Annotated in this window: 2 protein-coding genes; both read right to left on the bottom strand. The window is 44.4% G+C overall.

Translation table 11 applies throughout. The annotated features are described in order from the left end of the window. Positions 1-3: 3 nt before the first annotated feature. Positions 4-20,628 carry a non-ribosomal peptide synthase/polyketide synthase gene (locus tag FD723_RS05345; RefSeq protein WP_179064397.1) on the bottom strand — a complete coding sequence of 6,875 codons (20,625 nt, stop codon included), beginning with the start codon at positions 20,626-20,628 and terminating at the stop codon, positions 4-6. A gap of 2 nt (positions 20,629-20,630) precedes the next feature. Further along, the gene (locus tag FD723_RS05340) at positions 20,631-25,283 is read right to left on the bottom strand and encodes a non-ribosomal peptide synthetase (protein WP_179064396.1); all 4,653 of its coding nucleotides are present in this window, start codon (positions 25,281-25,283) and stop codon (positions 20,631-20,633) included. Position 25,284: the final 1 nt, after the last annotated feature.

The raw sequence follows: 25,284 nt of genomic DNA, 5'->3' as shown, positions 1-25,284 counted from the left end.
TGCTTAAAACTCCACTACTTCATCACTGTTATCAGGTACTGCTGAATCTTCTGCTGCCCAATCCATGACTTCTAGGTAAGATGCGATCGCGGATATGGTGGGAAACTCAAACATTTTTTGTACAGATAAGCTAAATCCTAAGTTTGAGTTAATCCGTGACACCACTTGCGTTGCTAACAGCGAATGTCCCCCTAGTTCAAAGAAGTTGTCTTTAACACCAATGCGTTCCACACCCAAGACTTCAGCCCAAATCTGCACCAGTTGAGCTTCTAAAGGTGTGCGGGGTGAAACAAAGCTAGTGCCAACATTTCTCGTAGCTGTATCCGGTGCAGGTAAGGCGCGACGGTCAACTTTACCATTAGGTGTTAACGGCAGTGCCTTGAGGAGAACAAAAGCTTGGGGAACCATGTAATTGGGTAGCTTTTGTTGAATAAAGGAGCGCACTTGCGGCACTAACTTTTGGGCTAACTTGCCGTATAGGGGATTATTAGTGTATTCAGTCCAAGGTTTGGCAGTGATGCTGGAATTATCCCAGAATGCGGCTTTTAGTTGTGGCTTGCGACTGAACACCACATCATAAGCGCCATCTTGACTACTACCCCACCAACTGAGGTGAACAGTGTAATCTAGTTGCTGCCCCAACTGGTAAAATTCTTCGGGGTTAATCCCTTCTGTCGATTGTTGTGCTAGTAGTTGGCGCAGTTGTCCTACTGTTTCGACATCTGGGGAATTTTCCCACCATTGCCAAATTTGTAGTGCTTGCTGCACTCGTTGATTAGGTACACCTCTGATTCCTAAAAGTTCTGGCTGTTGTTGTAGTTGATGTTGAATTTGTGCAAACGAGAGCTTGTCTAGTTGCCAGTTTAACCAAGACACGGTATTTGTTTGCACATCACTACCTATATACAGGGTGACATCATAGCGGAATTGCGTTAACTCGTTTTGGGCATAACCGCGTTTGGGCTGAATCTCCACCCAAGTAATTTGAGGGAAACTTTGTTTGAGGGCAATGAAGAAATTAGGATCGATCGGCAATTCTTCTTCAGCAGCTACACTAGAATTTACCTGCTGTTGCCATTGCTCAATAGTTTTGTCTTCAGCCGCTTGGGACAACTGCACGGCAGCATGGAATGGTTCAAGTAGCGGCAAACTGCGGATGTCACCTATGAATAGCTTACCTTGTTGAGTCATTGTGGCGATCGCGCCTTCGATTACCTGCAACAAATACTCTACGCTGGGAAAATACTGGACAACGGAGTTAATCACGACAGTATCAAACACTCCACAGGGGATACCCTCAAAGTTATCTGCCGTTCGTTGCAGTAGACGCACATTATCTAAACCTGCCACTGTTTTACACATCTGCTCGACGTGTTGTAAGGCAGCACTGGAATAATCAATCCCCCAATACTCTTGGCTGTTGGGAGCTACGCGGGATAAGAGTAACCCCGTACCACAACCAATTTCTAATACTCGCTGTGGAGACAGAGACAGTATGCGGTTGACTGTATTCTCAACCCACTCGCGCATTTCCCAATCTGGAATAGCTTGCTTTGTGTAAGAACTGTTCCAACCACTGATATTAAAAGTCAGGTCATCGGCTTCTGTTTGTGGTTGTCCGTAAGCTTGCTCATACAGCATTTGCCAGTCGCTTACGTATTCATTTTGCCATTGCGCCAACTGTTGGGGTAAAACTTTGTTTTTCAGTGCAGGTACTAAGTAAGCTACTAGTTGTTTATCACCAGTGTTATCAACATTGGCAACTACGACACTTTCCTGTACCAAGGGATGTTGAGTCAAAACATCTTCAATTTCGCCTAATTCAATGCGGAAGCCGCGAATTTTTACTTGGTTATCAATGCGTCCTAGATATTCAATGTTGCCGTCTGGTAAATAACGCGCTAAATCCCCAGTTTTGTAGAGTCTTGCATCAGGTTCATTGCTAAAGGGATGAGGAATGAATTTCTCAGTTGTCAATTCTGGACGGTTGAGATAACCTCTGGCTAATCCTACACCACCAATGTGCAGTTCTGCCGCTACACCAACTGGTACTGGTTGTAATTGCGAATCTAAAATGTAGACTTGCACGTTGGCAATAGGACGACCAATGGTAACTTTCTCATCTTCAAGATTGCATTTAGCGATCGTGGCACAAACGCTTGCTTCTGTCGGCCCGTAAGCGTTGAAGAAGCTTCTATCAACAGACCATTGTTTGACCAGTTCAGATGAACAAGCTTCACCAGCAACAATAATTGTTTGCAGATGGGGAAGTTCTTTATTTGGCAAGACTGCTAATGCCGATGGTGGTAAGGTGATATGGGTAATGCCATAGTTGCGTAAGCTCTCAACTAACGGTGTACCAGGCATGATTGCGTCTTTTGTTGCCAGGTAAAGGGTTGCGCCTGACCCTAAACTCATCAAGATTTCGGAGATGCAGGCATCAAAACTGAAAGAGGCAAACTGGAGAACGCGACTCTTAGAACCTACGCCAAAAGCCTGAATCTGTGCTAGAGCTAGGCTGTATAATCCCCGATGCTCAACCATCGCCCCTTTGGGTTTACCTGTGGAACCGGATGTGTAAATCACATTGGCTAGATGAGAAGCAGTCACAACCCCAGTGGGATTACCTTGGTTATTGTTGTCAATTAGTGACTCTGTGTCATCTAAAAAGACGAGTTTTGCTTGATGTTGGGGTAGTTTCTCTAGTAATCGCTCTTGGGTCAGTAGTACCTTAACTTGCGTATCTTGAAGCATGAAGCCCAGGCGATCGCTAGGATATTCACTGTCAAGCGGTACATAAGCACCACCAGCCTTAAGAATTGCCAACAACCCTATTACCATTGAAAGCGATCGCTCGACACAAATCCCGACTAATACATCTGCTCCCACACCCAAAGACTGCAAATAATGCGCCAACTGATTCGCCTGACAATTTAACTGGTGGTAAGTCAGTTGTTCATTGCCAAACACCACCGCCACTGCATGAGGTGTACGCTCAACCTGTTCTTCAAACAACTGATGAATGCACTGATCTTGGGGATAATCTACAAAAGTATCGTTCCACCCCAGCAACAATTGATGGTGTTCTGGCTGGGTGAGTATGGGTAGTAAGGCTGCTGGCTGTTTTGGATTGGCAACAATTGCTTCTAGCACAATCTGGAAATGTTCCATCATCCGGGCAATAGTCGCCGCATCAAATAAATCACTGTTGTAAGAGCAGAAGCCTGCAAGCCCTTGGGGTAAATCCCACAAGTAAAACTCTAGGTCAAGCCGTACTGAATCTAGTCCCGAAGCCATCCCTTCAACTGTTAACCCAGGGAGTTCTAAAGGTGCAGAAGGAGCATTCTGGAGGGCAAACATCACCTGCACCAAGGGGTTGCGATCCAGGTTGCGCTCAACTTGCAATTCTTCGACTAACATCTCGAAGGGCAAATCTTGATGGTCGTAGCCTTCTTGAGTTACCCGTCGTACCTGCGCTAGCAACGCTTCAAAAGTCGGCTCCTCAGATAAATTAAATCTCAGTACCAAAGTATTGACAAAAAAGCCAATTAACCCTTCTATCTCTGTGCGATTGCGATTGGCGATCGGTGAACCAATTATCAAATCCTTTTGTCCACTGTAGCGAGACATTAACACCACGAATCCCGCCAGCAGTGTCATAAATAGAGTAGTTCCCGACTCTTGAGAGAGCTTTTTCAGCTGTTGCGTTAATTTGGCACTTAATTGCAGTCGTTCTGTACCGCCTCGGAAAGTCTGTATAGCTGGGCGGGGACGGTCTGTAGGTAACTCTAACAGAGGTGGTGCCCCTGTTAACTGTTGCTTCCAGTAGCTTAACTGCCGTTCTAACACTTCATTTGTCAGCCATTGACGCTGCCATACGGCGAAATCGGCATACTGTATAGGTAACTCTGGTAACGTTACAGGACTACTTGTGGCAATAGCTTGGTAATAAGCTGTAAGTTCGTTAGTCAAAACGCCCATTGACCAACCATCAGCAGCAATATGATGTATTGCTAATACCAATACATACTCGTCAGTAGCAACTTGCCACAACTTGACTCGCAGTACAGAACCATTAGCCAAATCAAATGGTTTGCAGACTTCTTCTTTTGCCAGTTGCACAACTTGTTTACTGGGGTCTGCCACATTTTGTAAATCGACCACTGGTAAGGTGAAAGTTGTATAGGGGTCTATTACCTGTACTGGCTGATTATTCTTGAGTTTAAACTGAGTCCGCAGAGGTTCATGGCGTTGTGCGATCGCCGCCAAAGCTTGCTCCAAAGCCCGAACATTGAGATTCCCCACTAAACGCAAGGTTAAATCAATTGTGTAAGCCCCACTTTTGCCTTCCAACTGATTCACAAACCACAGCCGTTCTTGCGCCCATGACAAGGGTATGTCTGCATTTCTAGAAACAGGTAAAATTGGCGGTGCTGTTAGAGCCAAACCAGTTTCCATCTGACTGGAAATTACTTCACTTAACTGAGCAACTGTTGGTGATTCAAATAGACTTCGCAACGGTAAGGAAATTTGTAAAGCTTCCTGCAAGCGAGAAATTACCTGCGTAGCTAATAGGGAATGTCCCCCTAGTTCAAAGAAATTATCGTATATGCCTACCTGCTCTAGTTTTAAGACTTGCGCCCAAATCTGTGCCACCATTTCTTCGCTTAGAGTGCGTGGAGCTACATAATCTTTTTGTTCGCTGTGTAAATCTGGTGTAGGTAGGGCACGACGGTCTATTTTCCCATTTGGTGTTAGCGGTAAAGACTCCAGAATGACGAAAGCCTGGGGCATCATGTAATGCGGCAAATGATTAGAGAGGAATTGCCGCAGTTCGCTAGTTGTCAGTATCTGTTGGGAATTGGGGACAACGTAGGCAACCAGACTCTTACCACCGGGGGAATCTTCGCGGAGGATAACACAAGATGCTTGCACATGGGGATGTTGATCGAGTAAGGCTTCGATTTCTCCCGCCTCAATACGGAAGCCCCGAACTTTTACTTGATGGTCAATACGTCCCAAGTACTCGATATTACCATTAGGTAAATAACGCGCTAAATCCCCCGTTTTGTATAATCTACTGTCTCCGAAAGGATTCGGGATGAATTTCTCTTGTGTCAACTCACTTCTGTTGAGGTAGCCTTGTGCTAATCCTACGCCGCCGATATGCAATTCTCCCGGTACACCCATAGGTACTGGTTGTAAGTAAGAGTCTAAGATGTAGATTTGCGTATTGGCTATGGGGCGACCAATAGAGATTTTCTCATCTTCAGGATGGCATTTGGCGATCGTGGCACAGACTGTAGTTTCGGTCGGGCCATAGGCGTTAAAGAAGTTTCTCCCGACAGACCAAAGTTTTACCAGTTCAGCAGAACAAGCCTCACCAGCAACAATGATTGTTTGCAATGCTGGCAATTCCTCAGCAGACATAACCAAAAGTGCTGATGGTGGTAAGGTGATATGAGTAATGCCACGATCGCGTAATCGCTCAAGTAATGGTGTACCGGGTGCTAAAGAATCTTTTGTGCCTAAGTAAAGTGTTGCCCCTGACCCCAAAGCCATGATGATTTCCCAAATAGAAGCATCAAAACTGAGAGAGGCAAACTGGAGAATGCGACTATCCGAGTTTACACCGAAGGTGTGAATTTGAGCTTGGGATAAGTTCACAAATCCGGTGTGCTTAACCATCACCCCTTTAGGTTTACCTGTAGAACCGCTCGTGTAAATCACATTGGCTAAATTAGTAGCACTCAGCATTCCAATCAGGTTATCTTGGTTGTTTTCGTTAATTTGTGACTCTATTTCATCTAAACAGACAAGCCGCGCTTGATGTTGAGGTAGTTTATTTACCAGTTGTTTTTGGGTGAGTAACACACCAACTTGAGCATCTTCGAGCATAAATTGTAAACGCTCTTGGGGATACTCAGGGTCAAGTGGCACGTATGCACCACCTGCTTTAAGAATACCTAGCAGTGCTACCAGCATTTCTAAAGAACGCTCGACACACAACCCAACCAGCACATCAGATCCTACACCCAAAGAACGTAAGTAATGCGCCAAAGAGTTAGCACGGCAATTCAATTGGTTGTAGGTGAGTTGTTCATTTTCAAACACCACCGCCAGTGCATCCGGTGTACGCGCTACCTGTTCTTCAAACAATTGATGAATACACTTCTCAGTAGGATAATCTACCGATGTATCATTCCAATCAATTAATAACTGTTGCTGCTCAACTGCGGTTAACAAAGGTAATTGGGAAATGCTCTCTTGGGGATTTGCCACAATTGCTTCTAGCAGTGTGACAAAATGACCAGCCATTCGCTCAATAGTAGCTGCATCAAACAAGTCAGTATTGTATTCCAAAACTCCTACTAATCCAGTGTCAGTGCTGCCCATTGCCAAAGTTAAATCAAACTTGGCAGTTACACCTGCTGTTGATACATGACTGAGAGTTAGCCCCGTCATTTCTACTTCAGAGGTGGGTGCATTCTGAAGAATAAACGCGACTTGGAACAGTGGTGTATGGCTGAGGTTGCGTTCTGGCTGCAATGCTTCTACCAGCATTTCAAAGGGCAAGTTTTGATGAGCGTATGCAGCTAAAGCTACTTCTCGGACACGACCTAGTAATTCGCAGAAATTGGGATTTGCAGATAAATCAGTCCGCATGACTAAGGTATTGACAAAAAAGCCAATTAACCCTTCTATTTCACTGCGATCGCGGTTAGCAATTGGTGTTCCCACTGAAATATCTGCTACACCCGTGTAGCGATAAAGCAGAGTATTATAAGCTGCTAACAGCGTCATAAACAAAGTCGCCCCTTGTTGCTGACTTAGTTGTGTCAGCTTTTTGGTTAACTGGGGTGAAAGTTCAAACTTTTGATATGCGCCTGCAAAAGTCTGTAGCGCTGGTCTGGGTAGGTCTGTGGGCAGGGGTAATAAAGCTGGTGCGTCTTTGAGTTGTTCTTGCCAGTAATTCAATTGGCTTTGCAGTACATCCCCTTGCAACCACTGTCTCTGCCACAGTGCAAAGTCTGCATACTGAATTGGTAGTTGTGGTAAGGGAGAGGGCTGATTTTTAGCGTAAGCGTTGTATAACGCTGTTAATTCAGAGACAAACACACCCATTGACCAGTCATCCGAAACAATGTGGTGCATACTAATTAGCAAGATGTGTTCCGTCTCGGACAGCACCAGTAACTTCGCCCTAATTAATGCTCCCTTTGCTAGATCGAAGGGTTGTAGAGCTTGTTCTTGCGCTAATTCCTGTACAGTTATTTCTTGCTCGTTTACAGGCAAATGTTTCAAGTTAATAACTGAAATTTGCCAATCTATCTGTGTTTGAGTAATTTGTCTTGCTTGTCCATCAACGGCGATGAAGTTAGTGCGTAAGGCTTCGTGACGCACAATTATTTCTTGCAAGCTTTGTTCTAAGGCAGCTTGATTCAATGTTCCTACCAAACGCAAAGCTTCGGGAATGTTATATAAAGCACTGTTCGGCTGTAACTGTTCTAAAAACCACAAGCGCTGTTGAGCAAATGACAGTAATAATTGAGCATCCTTCGCCCTTGGCAAGATGGGTACGGAAGTAAATTCCGCTTGTTGTGGTTGCAACTGCCCAATTAACTCTGCTAATGCGGCAACTGTCGCAGCAGCAAAAATGCTACGTAATGGGAGTTCTATTTTGAAGATGTTGCGAATGCGGGAAACTAGTTGTGTTGCTAGTAGGGAGTGTCCACCTAGTTCAAAGAAGTTCTCATGAATACCTACCTGCTCTAGTTTCAGCACTTGCGCCCAAATTTGCGCCAACGTTTCTTCTACTGGGGTGCGTGGTGCAACATAGTTGTCTATTTGTTCGCTTTGTAAATCTGGTGCGGGTAAGGCACGACGGTCTACTTTGCGATGTGCTGTAAGCGGTAGAGATTCCAGTGTCACAAAAGTGCTGGGAACCATGTAAAGCGGTAGACGATTGTAAAGGAACTGACGCAGTTCGCTAATTGCAGGTATCTCTTGAGAATAAGGTACAACGTAAGCAACTAGGCGTTTAATTCCTGGAGTATCTTCACGGAGGATGACACAAGATGCCTGTACATCCGGATGTTGGTTGAGTACAGCTTCAATTTCTCCCAATTCGATGCGGAAGCCCCGGATTTTGACCTGATTATCGATACGTCCAAAGCACTCAATATTGCCATCAGGTAAGTAGCGTGCCAAATCTCCAGTTTTGTAGATCCGGTCTACTTTGGGGTCTTTAAATTGGTTAGGAAGAAATTTTTCCTGGGTCAATTCTGGGCGGTTAAAGTAACCTCTTGCTAAACGCACACCGCCAATATGCAGTTCGCCTTTAATACCAATAGGTACTGGCTGAAGATTAGAGTCGAGGATGTAGATTTGCGTATTGGCAATGGGACGACCAATCAGGACTGTATTGGTTTTTCCTGATTCGGGATGTAGCAAATCGTGGACTACGGCTGTGACTGATGCTTCGGTGGGGCCGTAGACATTCAGACAAGTGATGCGATAGCCCACTAACTCCCGCCACATAGTCACAGTTTCTGGTAGCACTGCATCCCCACCCACAGCCACTAACCGTAAACAATCCGGCACTGTGGCATAGGATTGAGATACCGCCACTGTCCATTCATGCCAGTAAGCTGGGGTGATATTTAAGACAGTTAATTTTTGCTGTGCAATAAATTCGGCAAGGTTGGCAAAGTCAGGGAACATTTGCACGGGTCTAATGACCACAGTTCCGCCTTTATACCAAGTGGGGTAGATTTCTTCTGCGGCGACATCAAAGCCAAAGGAAGCAAATTGCAAAACGCGATCGCTACTTGTCAACCCCAATACTTCACTAATGGCACTGCTATGATTCACCAACGCCGCATGAGTCAGCATCACACCTTTAGGTTTGCCTGTAGACCCAGAAGTATACAACAGACAAGCCAAGTTTTCTGGTTTTACTGCACTCACCAAATTCTCTTGACTTTGAGTAGCCAGCATCTCAAACTCTGCGTCTAAGACGATGATTTTCACCCCAGAGACTGGTAGCGAATCGAGCAATTTCTGCTGGGTGATGAGTACCGAAACCTGTGAATCTTGGGATATATCAGTCAATCGCTGCTGGGGATAATCAGGGTCTAGGGGAACATAACCGCCACCAGCTTTGAGGACGGCTAACAATATAACAATTATGGATAGTGATCGCTCTAAATATATCCCTACTAAAACCTCTGGTTCCACTCCCAAAGATTGTAGGTAATGTGCTAATTGATTCGCTTGGGTGTTTAACTGTTGATAAGTCAGTTGTTCATTGTCAAACACCACTGCTACAGCATCAGGTGTTAGTTGTGCTTGCTGCTCAAATAATTGATGCAGACATTTATCTCCAGGATAATCAGCCCCAGTATCATTCCACTCTACCAATATCTGCTGTTGCTCAACTGCTGTTAACAAAGGCAATTGATCGATTCGTTCTTGGGGATTAGCCACAACTGCTTCTAGCAATGTGAGAAAATGACTCCTCATACGCTCGATAGTGCTATGGTCGAACAAGTCAGTGTTGTATTCCCACACACCCACCAGTCCGTTAGCAGTGTTTTCCATTGCTAAAGTCAGGTCAAATTTGGCCATTGCAGTATCTATTGGCAACGAACTGACAGTTAACCCAGTCAAATCTATGGTTGATAGCGGGTCATTTTGCAGCAGAAAATCTACCTGAAACAGTGGTGAGTGGCTGAGGTCTCGTTCTGGCTGCAATGCTTCCACTAGCATTTCAAAAGGCAAATTTTGATGAGAGTATGCCTCCATTGCCATCGACCGAACACGAGTCAGTAATTCATTAAAGCTGGGATTGCCTGATAATTCAGTCCGTAAAACTAAAGTATTGACAAAAAAGCCAATTAACCTTTCTGTTTCAGGGCGATCGCGGTTGGCGATTGGTGTCCCCACCAAAATATCTGCTACACCTGTGTAACGGTAAAGCAAAGTATCATAAGCTGCCAACAAGGTCATAAACAGCGTACAACCTTGCTCTTGGCTAAGTTTTGTCAGTTTTTGAGTTAACTCAGCCGAGAGTGCAAACTCATGATGTACGCCTGCGAAGGTTTGCACAGCAGGTCTTGGCCGGTCTGTCGGAAGCGGTAATAAAGTAGGTGCGTCTTTGAGTTGTTCTTGCCAGTAATCCAATTGGCTTTGCAGGACATCCCCTTGCAACCATTGTCTCTGCCAGATGGCAAAATCTGCGTATTGTATTAGTAATGGTGCTAAAGGTGACAGATGACCTTGAGCATAAGCATTGTACAGTGCTGTTAATTCAGAGACAAACACACCTATTGACCAGCCATCTGAGACAATATGGTGCATACACATCAATAATATGTGTTCTGTCTCCGACAGCACTAGTAATGTTGCCCTAATTAATGCTTGGCTTGCTAATTCAAAAGGTTGTAAAGCTTGCTGTTGAATTAATTCCTGTACAGCTATTTCTTTTTCGTTAGCAGATAAATGCTGAAACTCAACAACTGAGACTATTCCCAGTTCCCAGTCCCCAGTCCCCAGTCCCCTAATAACCTGTGTTGCTTCCCCATCAACTGTAATGAAATTGGTACGTAACGCTTCGTGACGTGCAATTATTTCTTGCAAGCTTTCTTGTAGCGCAGCTTGATTTAGAGTTCCTGCTAGACGCAACGCAAAGGGAATGTTGTATAAAGCACTGTTCGGCTCGAACTGGTCTAAAAACCATAAACGCTGTTGAGTCAACGACAGTGGGATTTCTACATTCTCCGCCCGTCTCAAGATGGGTGGAACAACCTGTTTCAGTTCCTTTTGCTGCAATTGCTCAATGATGGGCGCTAATTCGCCAACTGTAGCTGTGGCAAACAACTCACGCAATGGCAGTTCTACTTGGAAAATCTTGCAGATACGGGAAACCAGTTGCGTCGCTAGTAGGGAATGTCCGCCCAGTTCAAAGAAGTCATCATAAATCCCCACTTGCTCAACTTTCAACACTTGCGCCCAAATTTGCGCCAATATTTCTTCGGTTGGGGTGCGTGGGGTAACGTATTTGTCTGCAGTGCTTTGTAAATCTGGTTTTGGTAGGGCGCGGCGGTCTACTTTGCCACTAGGAGTTAGAGGTAAGGACTCCAAAATGGCGATCGCACTAGGAACCATGTATTCTGGTAGCTGGTGCTTGAGAAATTCACGTAGTTGATGGCTTGTCAGTGATTTATCACTAGCAGCTAAATATGCTACTAAACGTTTATCACCTGGAATATCTTCTCTGGCAACCACCACAGCTTGTTGTATTTGTGGGTGGCTGTTGAGGACTGTCTCAATTTCTCCCAATTCGATGCGGAAGCCGCGAATCTTGACTTGGTTATCGATACGACCAAGGTATTCTATATTGCCATCATCCAAGTAGCGTACTAGGTCGCCTGTTTTGTAAAGGCGTTCTGATTTATCCTTCGAGAAGGGGTTGGGAATGAATTTTTCATTGGTACGCTGCAAGTCATTAATGTACCCTATCCCCACACCTATACCTGCTATACAAAGCTCACCAATTACACCTACGGGAACAAGTTGTAAATTTTCATCCAATATATAGAGTTTGACATTAGGCAGAGGTTTGCCTATGGGTATGGATTTATTTAAAAACTCATCTGCTTGTTCTACTGTATAAGCTGCACAAACATCTGCACATTCAGTAGGCCCATAGCTGTTAACGATTTTGGCACTACAAGAAGGGGAGTTTTGCCAACTTAACAAGTTAGGAATGGAAATTGGTTCACCACCCAAAAATACATATCGCAGCGATTGGGTTTTGGCAAAACTATCATCGACAGATGTCAGGATTGAATAGAAAGTACTGGGTGTACAATTAACCCAAGTTACTTTCTGCTGGGATATGACATCAAGAATATAACTAGGGTCAAATCCATCAGGGGGTAAATTTAATACTCCACCTATAACCAAAGGCGCAAATATATTCTTTTGAGTTAGGTCAAAACTCAAAGATGAAATGAGTATGGTACTGTCTTTTGCGGTGAATTGGTAATCTGTCACTAACCAATTGACCAAGTTAACAAAACCACGATGATATACACCTGCTCCTTTGGGCTTACCTGTAGAACCTGAAGTGTAGATAACGTATACTAAGTTACCCAGTGTTGCGGTATTAACAGGGTTCGAGTTGCTGTTCTGCTCTATTGTTTCCCTATCGCTGTCTAAGCAGATAACTGTTGCACTATGCTCAGGTAGTTTGTTAACTAAATGCTGTTGGGTGAGTAACACCCCAACTTGAGCATCTTGGAGCATAAAACTCAAGCGGTCTTGGGGATACTCAGGGTCTAGTGGCAGGTATGCACCGCCTGCTTTGAGAATACCTAACAGTCCCACTACCATTTCTAAGGAACGTTCTACACAAATACCGACTAGCTCATCTGCACCCACACCTAATGAGCGCAAGTAGTTCGCTAAAGAGTTAGCACGGGTATTTAATTGCTGGTATGTGAGATGTTCATTCTCAAACACTACCGCCACAGCGTTCGGGGTACGTTTCACCTGTTCCTCAAACAACTGGTGGATACATTTATCTTGGGGATACTCTGCTTGAGTATTGTTCCACTCAACTAATAGTTGATGTTGCTCAGGGTGTGTCAACAAAGGCAAATGGGAAATACGCTGTTGAGGATTCGCCACAACCGATTCTAGCAGTGTCACAAAATGACCCGCCAACCGTTCAATAGTATCTGTGTCAAACAGGTCAGTGTTATATTCCCATACACCCACCAGTCCGGTAGGGCTGTTCTGCATTCCCAAGGTTAAATCAAACTTGGCAGTTGTACTCTGGAACTGGAGTTGATTGACTCTTAACCCGGTTAACTCCACAGTTGATATAGGCGCATTCTCCAGCACAAACAGCACTTGGAACAGTGGGCTATGGCTGAGGTTGCGTTCTGGTTGCAATGCTTCTACCAGCATTTCAAATGGCAAATGCTGATGAGTGTATGCCTGCATTGCCATTTCTCGAACGCGACCTAATAATTCGCTAAAACTGGGATTACCTGCCAAGTTAGTACGCATGACTAAGGTATTGACAAAAAAGCCAATTAACCCTTCTATCTGGGAGCGATCGCGGTTCGCAATTGGTGTCCCTACTAAAATGTCTTCTTGTTGGGTGTAGCGGTACAGTAGGGTATCATAAGCTGCTAACAGCGTCATGAAGAGAGTACAACCTTGTTGCTGACTCAGTTGTGTCAGTTTTTGGGTAAGTTCTAGAGAAATGGCAAACTCATGATATGCGCCTACGAAGGTTTGTACCGCAGGTCTTGGTCTAGTGGGGAGCGGTAATAAAGCTGGTGCATCTTTGAGTTGTTCTTGCCAATAATTCAATTGGCTTTGCAATACATCCCCTTGCAACCACTGTCTTTGCCATAGTGCAAAGTCTGCATATTGAATCGATAATGGTGCTAAATTAGGTGATTTACCTTGAGCATAGGCATCGTACAATGCGGCTAATTCTTTGACAAACACACCCATTGACCAGCCATCCGAGACAATATGGTGCATACAAACCAACAATATGTGTTCTGTTTCGGACAGCACCAGTAATTTTGCCCTGAATAATGCTTGATTTACTAGGTCAAAGGGTTGAATAGCGTGTTCTTGCGCTAATTCCTGTACTGTTATTTCTTGTTCATTTAAAGGTAAATGCTGCAAATTAACAACTGAGACTATTCCCAGCCCCCAGTCCCCAATCCCCAGTCCCCTAATAACTTGAGTTGCTTGCCCATCAATGGTTATGAAGTTGGTTCGTAAGGCTTCATGACGGGTAATAATTGCTTGTAAGCTTTGTTGTAGGGCAGCTTGATTGAGAGTTCCCGCCAGACGTAAAGCTATAGGTATGTTGTAGAAGGGTCTATTTGGCTCGAACTGGTCTAAGAACCATAAACGCTGTTGAGCAAATGATAATGGTAGTTCTACATTCTCAGCCCGCTTGAGGATGGGCGGGGCAGTTAGGGTGATATCTTGTTGTTGTAAGTGTTGGAGCGATCGCGCTAATTGCGCTACTGTTGCATTGCTAAACAACTCACGTAATGGCAATTCTACTTTGAACAGGTTGCGAATGCGGGAGACCAGTTGCGTCGCTAATAGGGAGTGTCCTCCCAGTTCAAAGAAGTTGTCATGAATACCCACTTGTTCCACTGTCAGCACTTGCGCCCAAATTTGCACCAGCATTTCTTCAATGGGGTTGCGTGGGGCGACAAATTTTTCTAGCTGTGTGCTGTCTAACTCTGGTTTTGGTAAGGCGCGGCGGTCTATTTTCCCGTTAGCTGTCAGGGGTAATGATTCCAGCAACACGAAGGCGTTGGGTATCATGTAGCTAGGTAGTTGGTTGCCCAGGAACTCACGCAGTTCTTGTACTGTAGTCGATTGTTCTGCCTTCGGTACTACATAAGCAACTAAACGTTTGTCTCCTAGTTCATCCTCTCGCACCATCACCACGTTTTCCCAAACTGCGGGGTGGGAAGCCAGTAATCCCTCAATTTCTCCCAACTCAATGCGGAAGCCGCGAATCTTGACTTGGTTATCAATGCGTCCTAAATACTCTAACTCGCCATTGGGTAGATACCGCGCTAAGTCACCTGTTCTGTATAATCTACTTCCTTGTGTATTTACAAACGGATTAGAGATAAACCTTTGTTGAGTAAGTTCAGGACGGTTTAAATAGCCGCGTGTTACCCCAGCGCCACCAACGTACATTTCACCAGGAACACCAATCGGCACTGGCTGTAAATTCTGGTCTAGCAGATATACCTGTAAATCGGGAATTGGACGACCAATGACACTGGCGGTATCATACAAATCAGCTTTGCTTAAAGGACGATAGGTAACGTGTACGGTGGTTTCTGTAATTCCGTACATATTCACTAGCTGGGGTAAGGTGTCACCGTGTCGCTCAAACCAAGGCTGCAAACTCGACAGTTCCAAGGCTTCCCCACCGAAAATTACTAGGCGTAAGTTCAACTCGCCAGTACTAGCTATTGACTGTTCGGCTTGAATTAACTGGCGGAAGGCGGAAGGTGTTTGATTGAGAACTGTGACTTTTTCAGTACACAATAACTGGTAAAAAGATTCAGGCGATCGCGTCACCAAATACGGCACTACTATCAATCGTCCGCCATACAATAATGCACCCCAAATTTCCCACACGGAAAAGTCGAATGCATAAGAGTGGAACATTGTCCACACATCTTGGGCGTTGAATTTATAGCAAGCCTCTGTAGCTGCAAATAGACGAGTTACATTATTGTGGTTGACTAAAACACCTTTGGGTTTACCTGTGGAGCCTGAAGTGTAAATGACATAAGCCAGGTTATCGGGTGTTGCAGTGTTTTGGGGGTTTGAGAGGCTGTTTTGAGCAATTTTTTCCCAGTCGCTATCTAAGCAAACGACGCGCCCCTGATGTAGAGACGTTGTATACAACGTCTCTACAAATTGCTGCTGGGTGAGTAGCACTTGAACTTGTGCATCTTCTAGCATAAAGCTCAAGCGTTCTTGGGGATAGTCTGGGTCAAGTGGCAGGTATGCACCACCAGCCTTGAGAATACCTAGTATCCCCACAATCATCAAGAGTGAGCGTTCCAAACAAATTCCCACCAGCACATCAGCTTTCACACCTAATGAACGCAAGTAATGGGCTAATTGGTTAGCTTGGGTGTTCAACTGTTGATAAGTCAGTTGCTGATTGCCAAATGTTACCGCTACAGCATCAGGGGTACGCGCTACCTGTTCTTCAAACAACTGATGAATGCACTTATCTATTGAATAATCAACGCTTGTATCGTTCCACTCGACAAGTAACTGCTGTTCCTCAGATGGTCTTAGCAGAGGTAATTGAGAAATTTGTTCTTCTGGGTTAGCAATAATACCTTCAAGCAATGTCACAAAATGACCCGTCATGCGCTCAATGGTACTAGCATCAAACAAATCAGTGTTATATTCCCATATACCTACCAGCCCAGTAGAGGTTTTCTGCATTAATAGAGTTAAATCAAACTTGGCAGTTATACCTTCCACTTTCAGCTGATTGACAGTTAACCCAGTTAACTCTAATTCAGATATAGAATTATTCTGAAGTGAAAACATCACCTGGAACAATGGTGTATGTCCCAGATCCCGTTCTGGCTGCAATGCTTCAAGCAGCATTTCAAAAGGCAAGTCTTGATGAGTGTATGCTTGCATTGCCATGTCTCGAACGCGAGCCAGCAATTGGCTAAAGCTGGGATTTTCTGTCAAGTCGGTACGCATGACTAAGGTATTGACAAAAAAGCCAATTAACCCTTCTATCTCAGAGCGATCGCGGTTTGCTATTGGCGAACCCACCAAAATATCTGATTGTCCTGTGTAACGGTAAAGCAGGATATTATATGCTGCCAACAGCGTCATAAACAAAGTGACTTCTTGTTTATGACTTAGTTGAGTCAATTCACCAGTTAGCTTTTGTGAGAGTGTAAACTCTTGATATGCACCGTTGTCAGTCTGTACAGCAGGTCTTGGTCGGTCTGTGGGTAAGGACAATAAGGCTGGCGCATCTTTTAGTTGCTTTTGCCAGTAGGAAAGTTGGCTTTGTAGTACATCCTTTTGCAACCACTGTCTTTGCCATAAGGCGAAATCTGCATACTGAATAGGCAGTGGTGCTAAAGTTGACGGCTGACCTTGAGAATAAGCATTATATAGTGCTGCTAGTTCAGAGATAAACACACCCATTGACCAGCCATCAGAGACAATATGGTGCATACACAGTAATAAAATGTGTTCTGTTTGTGACAGCACTACTAATGTTGCCCTAACTAATGCTTCTTTTGTCAGGTCAAACGGTTGAGTAGCTTGTTGTTGAGCTAATTTCTGTGTGGCGATTTCTTGTTCGCTACTTGGCAAATGTTGGAATTCAACAACACAGATTGTCCAATTCGGCTGTTTTTGGATGATTTGAGAAGGTTTACCATCAACTGCGATGAAGTTGGTGTGTAAGATTTCGTGGCGATGAATAATCTCAATTAAGCTTTGTTCTAAGGCAGCTTGATTGAGCTTTCCGGCTAGACACAAAGCTGTAGGTATGTTATAGAAGGCGCTGTTTGGGTTTAACTGGTCTAAAAACCACAAACGCTGTTGAGCATAAGACAAGGGTAAGTCTGCATTCTCTACTCTCCTTAGGATGGGTGCTGTAGAAAGTTTTAAGTCTTGTTGCTGCAATTGCCCAATCACTTGCGCTAATTGGACAACTGTGGCGGTGGCAAACAATTCACGCAATGGTAGTTCCACTTTGAAGATGTTGCGGATGCGTGAAACCACCTGCGTTGCTAATAACGAGTGTCCTCCCAGTTCAAAGAAGTTATCATAAATCCCCACTTGCTCTACTTTCAGAACTTGCGCCCAAATTTGCGCCAACATTTCCTCAGTGGGTGTACGCGGGGCAATATATTTTTCTAATAGTGTGCCGTCTAATTCTGGTTTTGGTAGGGCGCGGCGGTCTACTTTGCCGTTGGGAGTTAAAGGTAACGATTCCAGCAGTACCAAAGCGCTTGGCATCATGTACTCTGGTAGCTTTGCCTTGAGAAACTGACGCAGTTGTTGGACTGTGGGAGATTGTTGTTTTTGCGGCACTACATAAGCCACTAAACGTTTGTCGCCCGGTTCATCCTCTCGGACTACCACCACGTTTTCCCACACGGCTGGGTGTTGCACCAGTAATGCCTCAATTTCTCCCAACTCAATGCGGAAGCCGCGAATTTTTACTTGATTGTCGATGCGTCCTAAATACTCTAACTCGCCATTGGGCAAATAACGCGCCTTATCCCCTGTTTTGTATAGTTGCGCTTGGGGATTTGTGCTAAAAGGATGAGAGATAAACTTTTGTTGCGTTAAGTCTGTACGATTAAGATAACCACGCGCTACCCCTTCCCCACCAACGTACATTTCACCAGGAACGCCAATTGGTACTGGTTGTAAATATTCATCTAGTACATATACTTGTAAGTCAGGAATTGGACGACCAATTACACTTGCTGTGCTTTGCAAATCAGCTTTATTCAAGGGGCGATAGGTAACGTGTACGGTGGTTTCTGTAATCCCGTACATATTCACTAATTGGGGTGAGATGTCGCCGTGTCGCTCAAACCAAGGTTGCAAACTCTTTAGTTCTAGTGCTTCTCCACCAAATATTACTAGGCGTAAGTTCAAGTCGCCAATAGTAGTCATTGACTGTTCGGCTTGAATTAATTGGCGGAAAGCTGAAGGTGTTTGATTGAGAATTGTGACTTTTTCAGTACACAATAAATGATAGACGGATTCGGGCGATCGCGTTACTAAATAAGGCACTACTACTAGTTTTCCACCATACAGCAATGCACCCCAAATTTCCCATACGGAAAAGTCAAAAGCATAAGAGTGGAACATTGTCCACACATCATCTTGATTGAATTTATACCAATCTTCTGTGGCTGCAAACAGACGAGTTACATTACTGTGATTGACTAAAACGCCCTTGGGCTTACCTGTAGAACCAGAAGTGTAGATGACATAAGCTAAATTATCGGGTGTTGTGATGTTTTGGGGGTTTCTGTTGCTATGTTGCGCTATGGTTGAGCGATCGCTATCTATGCAAACAAGCTGTGCGTTATGCTCTGGTAGTTTGTTGAGTAATTCTTGTTGGGTGAGTAGCACAGAAACCTGAGCATCTTCTAACATGAAGCTCAAGCGGTCTTGGGGATACTCACTGTCAAGTGGGACGTAAGCACCACCCGCTTTGAGAATGCCTAGCATTCCCACGATAGTTTCTAAGGATCGCTCTACACACAACCCAACTAAGGTATCTGATTTTACGCCCAAGGAGCGTAAATAATGTGCTAACTGGTTAGTGCGAGTATTCAACTCGTGGTAAGTCAGTTGTTGATTCTCAAATACCACAGCCACAGCATCGGGGGTACGCTGAACTTGTTCCTCAAACAACTGATGGATACACTTATCCTGAGAATAATCTGCTTGAGTATTGTTCCATTCAACTAATAACTGTTGTTGCTCTTGTGGTGTCAACAGTGGTAATTCTGCAATTCGTGCTTTGGGATTGGCAGTAATTGCTTGGAGTAAAGTTTGAAAATGTTGGGCGATGCGAGCGATCGTAGTTGCTTCAAATAAATCAGTACTGTAACTCCAAAGACCCTCCAGACCACCGGAATCTTCCCAGTAGTTCGCGTCTAGGTCAAATTTGACCATTTCATCAATTGGCAAGGAGATGTTCTCGATAGTTAAACCTGGCAAATCCCCAAAATCTAATGAGGTATTCTGGAGGGCAAACATAACCTGTACTAGAGGATTACGGCTTAAATCTCGCTCTGGCTGTAATCTTTCGACTAACATCTCAAAAGGCAAATCCTGATGGGTGTATGCTGATAAAGTGGTCTGCCGTACTTGCCTTAAGAAGTCTGCAAAACTGGGGTTGCCAGAGAGATCGCCCCTTAATGCTAAGGTGTTAGCAAAAAACCCCATTAAATTCTTAACTTGGGGGCTGTTGCGGTTGGCGATGGGGGAGCCAACAACAATATCTGTTTGGCCACTATAACGATAAAGTAAGACTAAAAAAGCCGCTAGTAGAGTCATAAACAACGTTGTGTCTGACTCCTGACTCAACTGCTTGAGACGTTGTGTGAGATTGCGGTCTAGTTGAAAGCGCGCAACTCCACCTCGGAAGCTCTGAACTGGCGGACGTGGTTTATCAGTAGGCAGTTCTAGTACGCCAGAGACACCCGTTAACTGCTTTTGCCAGTAAACCAGTTGGCGTTCCAAGACTTCGCCTGTCAGCCATTGGCGTTGCCAAACTGCAAAGTCAGCATACTGGATGGGTAATTCTGGTAATGGATTGGGCAATCCTTGAGTGAAAGCTGTATATACCTGAGATAACTCACGGTTGAAGATGTCTAAAGACCAGCCGTCGTAAATAATGTGGTGCATCTTCAATAGGAGTATGTACTCCTGGTCGCTCAGTTGGAATAGGGTGAATTGTACTAAAGGCCCAACAGCCAGATCGAAGGGCTTGGATACAATGGATTCTACTATTTGCTGAATCTGGACAGTTTGCTCTTCAGCTGACAAGCCCTGTACATCATAGCAGGGCAAAGTTAAATCAGTGGGAGAAGCAATTACCTGAACGGGTTTCCCGTCTACTGCGGGGAAAGTTGTTCTTAAAATCTCATGGCGGCGAACAAGTTCGCTAAGACTCTGCTGTAACGCAACTATATTTAGCGCCCCTTCTAGCCGCAGAATCAGCAGCATATTATAAGAACGACTGTCGGGTGAAAGCTGGTGCAGAAACCAGAGCCTTTGCTGTGCAAAAGATAGCGGTAGCTCACCGTCCCGTGACACTGGTTGAATCGACAATTGATGAGCAGTTTTAACTTGCTTGGCTTGCTGTAAGAATAAAATAATTTCTGTTTTACGAGCAGCTATTTCTTGACGCAGTGTTAGAGTTAATACCCCTTCAGGTGCATGACAACGCAAGCGCTCACCATCGGCTTCTAGTTTAATATTTAAGTTACTTAGGCGATCGAGAAATTCAACAATGCTGTTAGTCATGCTCATAACTCCACTGTTTCGATGCTGACTTCTGTAACTGGCAAATCCTGCGTTGCCCAATTCATGACTTTGATGTAGGATGCTATACCGGCTACTGTAGGAGACTCAAATATCGTCTGTATAGATAAGTTCAGCCCAAAAACCGAGTTAATTTCTGACAGGACTTGAGTAGCTAGTAGGGAATGGCCACCAAGTTCAAAGAAGTTGTCCTTAACACCAATGCGTTCAACTCTCAGAACTTCACTCCATATTTGAGCCAGTTGTGCTTCAATCTGTGTGCGAGGCAAAACAAAGCCAGTAGAAAGATTTCTATTAGCTGTATCAGGTGTTGGCAGAGCGCGACGATCTACTTTGCCATTGGGTGTTAAAGGCAGGGTATTAAGGAGGACAAAAGCTTGCGGCACCATGTAATCTGGTAGCTTTTGTTGAATAAATTCGCGTACTAAGGGTACTAGCTTTTGAACTAATTTACCATGTAGAGGGTTATTAGTGTAATCAGTCCAGGATTTGGTAGTGACGGCTGAATTATCCCAAAACTTAATTGCTTCTGGCGCGTTTGAATTATTGCGGCAGAACACGACATCATAGCAACCATCCTGGCTACTCTCCCACCAACTGGGATAAACAGTGTAGCCGAGTTGCTGCCCCAGTTGCCAAAACTGCTCTGGATTAATCCCAACTGTTGGCTGTTTTGCTAATAGTTCTCGCAGTTGCCTGACAGTCTCCACATTCGGGGGATTTTCCAACCACTGATAAATTTCTAGTGCTTGCTGCACCCGTTGATTAGGTATCCGCCTGATTCCCAACAGTTCTGGTTGTTGCTGTTGCAGTTGATTTTGAATTTGTGTTAACGAGAGCTTATCTAGTTGCCAATTTAACCAAGGAATTACTCTGGCTTGAACATCAGTACCCAGATGGAGGGTAACATCATAGCGGAATTGGGTTAATTCATTTAGGCTGTTACCGCGTTTGGGCTGAATCTCTACCCAACCAATCTGAGGAAAGCGTGTCTGGAGGGCAATGAAGAAACCCGGATCGATGACTAATTCTTCTTCAATAGTTACACTCTGATGTACTTGCTGCTGCCATTGCTCAATTGTTCTGTCCGACTCTGCTTGGAACAACTGCACGGCTGCATGATATGGTGACAACAGAGGTAAGCTGCGGACATCTCCCACAAATAGCGTACCCCGATCGCCAATTGCCGCGATCGCTCCTTCAATTACCTGTAGCAGATACTCAACGCTGGGGAAATACTGCACGATTGAGTTCAAAATTACAGTGTCGAATTCTGCTTGGGGAATACCTTCAAAGTTATCTGCCATTTGATGCCGCAGCTGCACATGTTCTAGACCCTCAACCCTGCTGCATACTTGCTCAACGTGCTGGATGGCGGCAATGGAATAATCGGTTCCCCAATACTGTTGGCAGTTCTTGGCAATGCGCGATAGCAGTAACCCTGTACCGCAACCAATTTCTAATACGCGCTGGGGAAAGTTAGCTTGAATGCGGCTCGTTGTATTTTCAACCCACTCTTGCATTTCCCAATCTGGGATGGGAAGCTTTGTATAACTACTATTCCAACCTGCAATATTAAACGTCAGGTCATCTGTATATGTTTGATTTTGGCTATAGAGTTGTTCATAGAGCCTTAGCCAATTACTAACATACTCACTCTGCCATTGGGCAACTTCTTGGGATAATGTTTGACGATAAAGCGCAGGAACTAAGTAAGCTACCAGACGTTTATCACTAGGAATGTCTTCTCTGACTACCACAACACTCTCTTTCACCAAGGGGTGTTGACTCAGAACTGCTTCAATTTCTCCGAGTTCGATCCGAAAACCGCGAATTTTTACCTGATTGTCAATCCGTCCCAGATACTCAATATTACCGTCACTTAAATGGCGTACCTTATCCCCAGTTTTGTAGAGGCGGGAATGCACCTCATCACTAAACGGGTTAGGGACAAATTTCTCGTTGGTCAACTCAGGGCGGTTGAGATAGCCTTGTGCTAAACCCGCACCACCGATGTACAATTCTCCTGGTACTCCAATCGGCACTGGTTGTAAGTGCGAGTCCAAGATGTAAACTTGTGTGTTTGCAATCGGTCTTCCAATGGGGATTGACTTTATATTCGTCTCAAGTTGTCTAGGAATAGGATAACAACAACTAAAAGTCGTGCTTTCTGTCGGCCCGTACCCATTAACGATTTGCGTTTCAGACAGAGCTTTGAGAGCCTTTTGAACGTGAGCAACCGAAAGTGCTTCTCCACCAATTAGTAGCTGTTTAATTCCTAACAGAGCTTTTTCGTCACAATCAATGATCGAGTTAAATAAGGCCGCCGTCAGCCATAAAATGGTAATGCCGTGTTTTTTGATTTCATCACTTAGATTTTGAGATGTGGCAATAGTTCCTGGAAACAAAACGCATTTTGCACCATGCACTAAAGCTCCCCAAATCTCGAATGTAGAAGCATCAAAAGAAATTGGGGCTAGTTGAAGAAATATTTGTGTGGCATCTAGATGAACGTAATTTACGCCAAACAAAAGACGATTAACGCCACGGTGAACGACTTTAACTCCTTTAGGCTGACCTGTAGATCCTGATGTGTATATCACATAAGCTAAGTTACTAGCTTGTACACGAATCAGGCAATTTTCCTGACTGGATTGAGAAATAATTTCCCAGTCGGTATCTAAGCAAACTAATTTTGCTTCATGCTGAGGTAGCTTTTCAATTAGGTGTTGTTGTGTCAACAGTACTGAAACACCCGTGTCTTTCAGCATAAAGTTCAGGCGTTCACTAGGATAATTAGGGTCTAAAGGGACATACGCACCACCTGCTTTGAGAATCCCAAGCAGTCCCACGACCATCTCTAAGGAACGTTCGACATAAATCCCAACCAGCACATCTACTCCTACACCCAAAGACTTGAGATAGTGTGCCAAAGAGTTAGCACGGCAGTTTAATTCACGATATGTGAGATGTTGATTTTCAAACAGCACTGCTACAGCATTAGGAGTATGTTCAACTTGGGCTTCAAACAAATGATGGATACATTTGTCAGTGGGATAATCTGTTTGGGTGCTGTTCCACTCTATTAATAATTGTTGCTTTTCTTGTGCTGTCAGTATGGGCAATTGATTGACTAGTTGTTCTGGGTTGGTGACAATGGCCGCTAACAAATTCTGGAAATGTTCCATCATACGGGCGATCGTTGCCGCATCAAATAAATCACTGCTGTAATAGCAAAAGCCATCAAGACCTTGAGGCACTTCAAAGAAGTGAACTTCTAGGTCAAAGCGCACTCCGTTAAGCTCCCAAGGCATTTCCTCGACCTTTAAACCAGGCAGATCCCAAGGGTCAATCGGAGCATTCTGAAGGGCAAACATCACTTGCACCAAAGGGTTGCGGTCTAAGTTTCGCTCAAGCTGCAACTGTTCGACTAACATCTCGAAGGGCAAATCTTGATTATCATAAGCGTTTTGAGTAACCTGCTGCACCTGCTCTAATAAAGCTTGAAAAGTCAGTTCTTGAGACAGATTGAACCTCAGTGCCAGAGTATTGACAAAAAATCCAATTAACCCTTCTATTTCTGTGCGGTTGCGATTAGCGATCGGCGAGCCAACTACAAGATCCGTTTGGCCAGTGTAGCGAGACAGTAACACAACAAAACCCGCCAGCAGCGTCATAAACAAAGTGCCGCTTGAATTTTGGCTGAGTTTATTAAGCTGTTGCGTCAGTTTACTATCTATTTTAAATCGCTCTATACCTCCTCGAAAAGTCTGTATAGCGGGACGGAGGCGGTCTGTAAATAGTTCTAATACAGGTGGCACTCCTGCTAACTCCTGTTTCCAGTAGCTTAACTGATGCTCTAGTACCTGAGTTGTCAGCCACTGACGTTGCCACACTGCGAAGTCGGCATACTGTATAGGTAACTCTGGTAACGCAACAGAACTACCTGTAGCAATGGCTCGATAATGAGCAGACACTTCGCGGATCAAAACGCCTTTTGACCATCCATCAGCAGCAATATGATGAATAGCAAATAGTAGTATGTACTCGTCTTGAGCAACTCGCCACAGCTTGGCCCGCAATACAGGATCCTTCGCCAAATCAAATGGTTTGTAAGCTTCTTTTATTGCCAGTTGCTCCACTTGTTTGCTAGGATTTGCCACATTTTGTAGATCCACTACTGGCAACATTACGGTTATACCGGAGTCTATTACTTGTACTGGCTTGTCATCTTTGCTTTCAAAGCGAGTACGCAGAACTTCATGACGCAGAACTATTTCCGTAAGTGCTTTTTCCAAAACTTTGATATTGAGATTCCCCTCCAGCCGTACAGCAAAAGATATTGTGTAGGCGCTACTTTCGCCTTCCAACTGATTGAGAAACCACATCCTTTGTTGACTAAAAGACAAAGGTAAATCGCAATCTCTATCAATAGATAATATGGGTTCAAAAGCTAATTTTTTCGCAGTTATTGCTTCTTGAAGATAACGAAGTATTTCTTTTTTTCGCTCCATCAACTCCTGCTTGAGGCTTGATGTTATTACTCCCTTGGGAGCGCGATAGCGTAGCTGGTCGTCTTCAACCCATACTTTAATATCTAAGCTGTTTAGTGAAGATATAAATTCAAATACTGTCATT

This window comes from Nostoc sp. C052, from assembly GCF_013393905.1.
In the GTDB taxonomy this organism is placed as follows: domain Bacteria; phylum Cyanobacteriota; class Cyanobacteriia; order Cyanobacteriales; family Nostocaceae; genus Nostoc.
The sequence above is the reverse complement of the archived record's forward strand: the minus strand, read 5'-3'. Positions and strand labels throughout refer to the sequence as shown.

Coding starts and splice junctions, on each gene's coding strand:
- FD723_RS05340 (WP_179064396.1), bottom strand. CDS start 25,283: ATGACAGTATTTGAATTTATATCTTCACTAAACAGCTTAGATATTAAA.
- FD723_RS05345 (WP_179064397.1), bottom strand. CDS start 20,628: ATGACTAACAGCATTGTTGAATTTCTCGATCGCCTAAGTAACTTAAAT.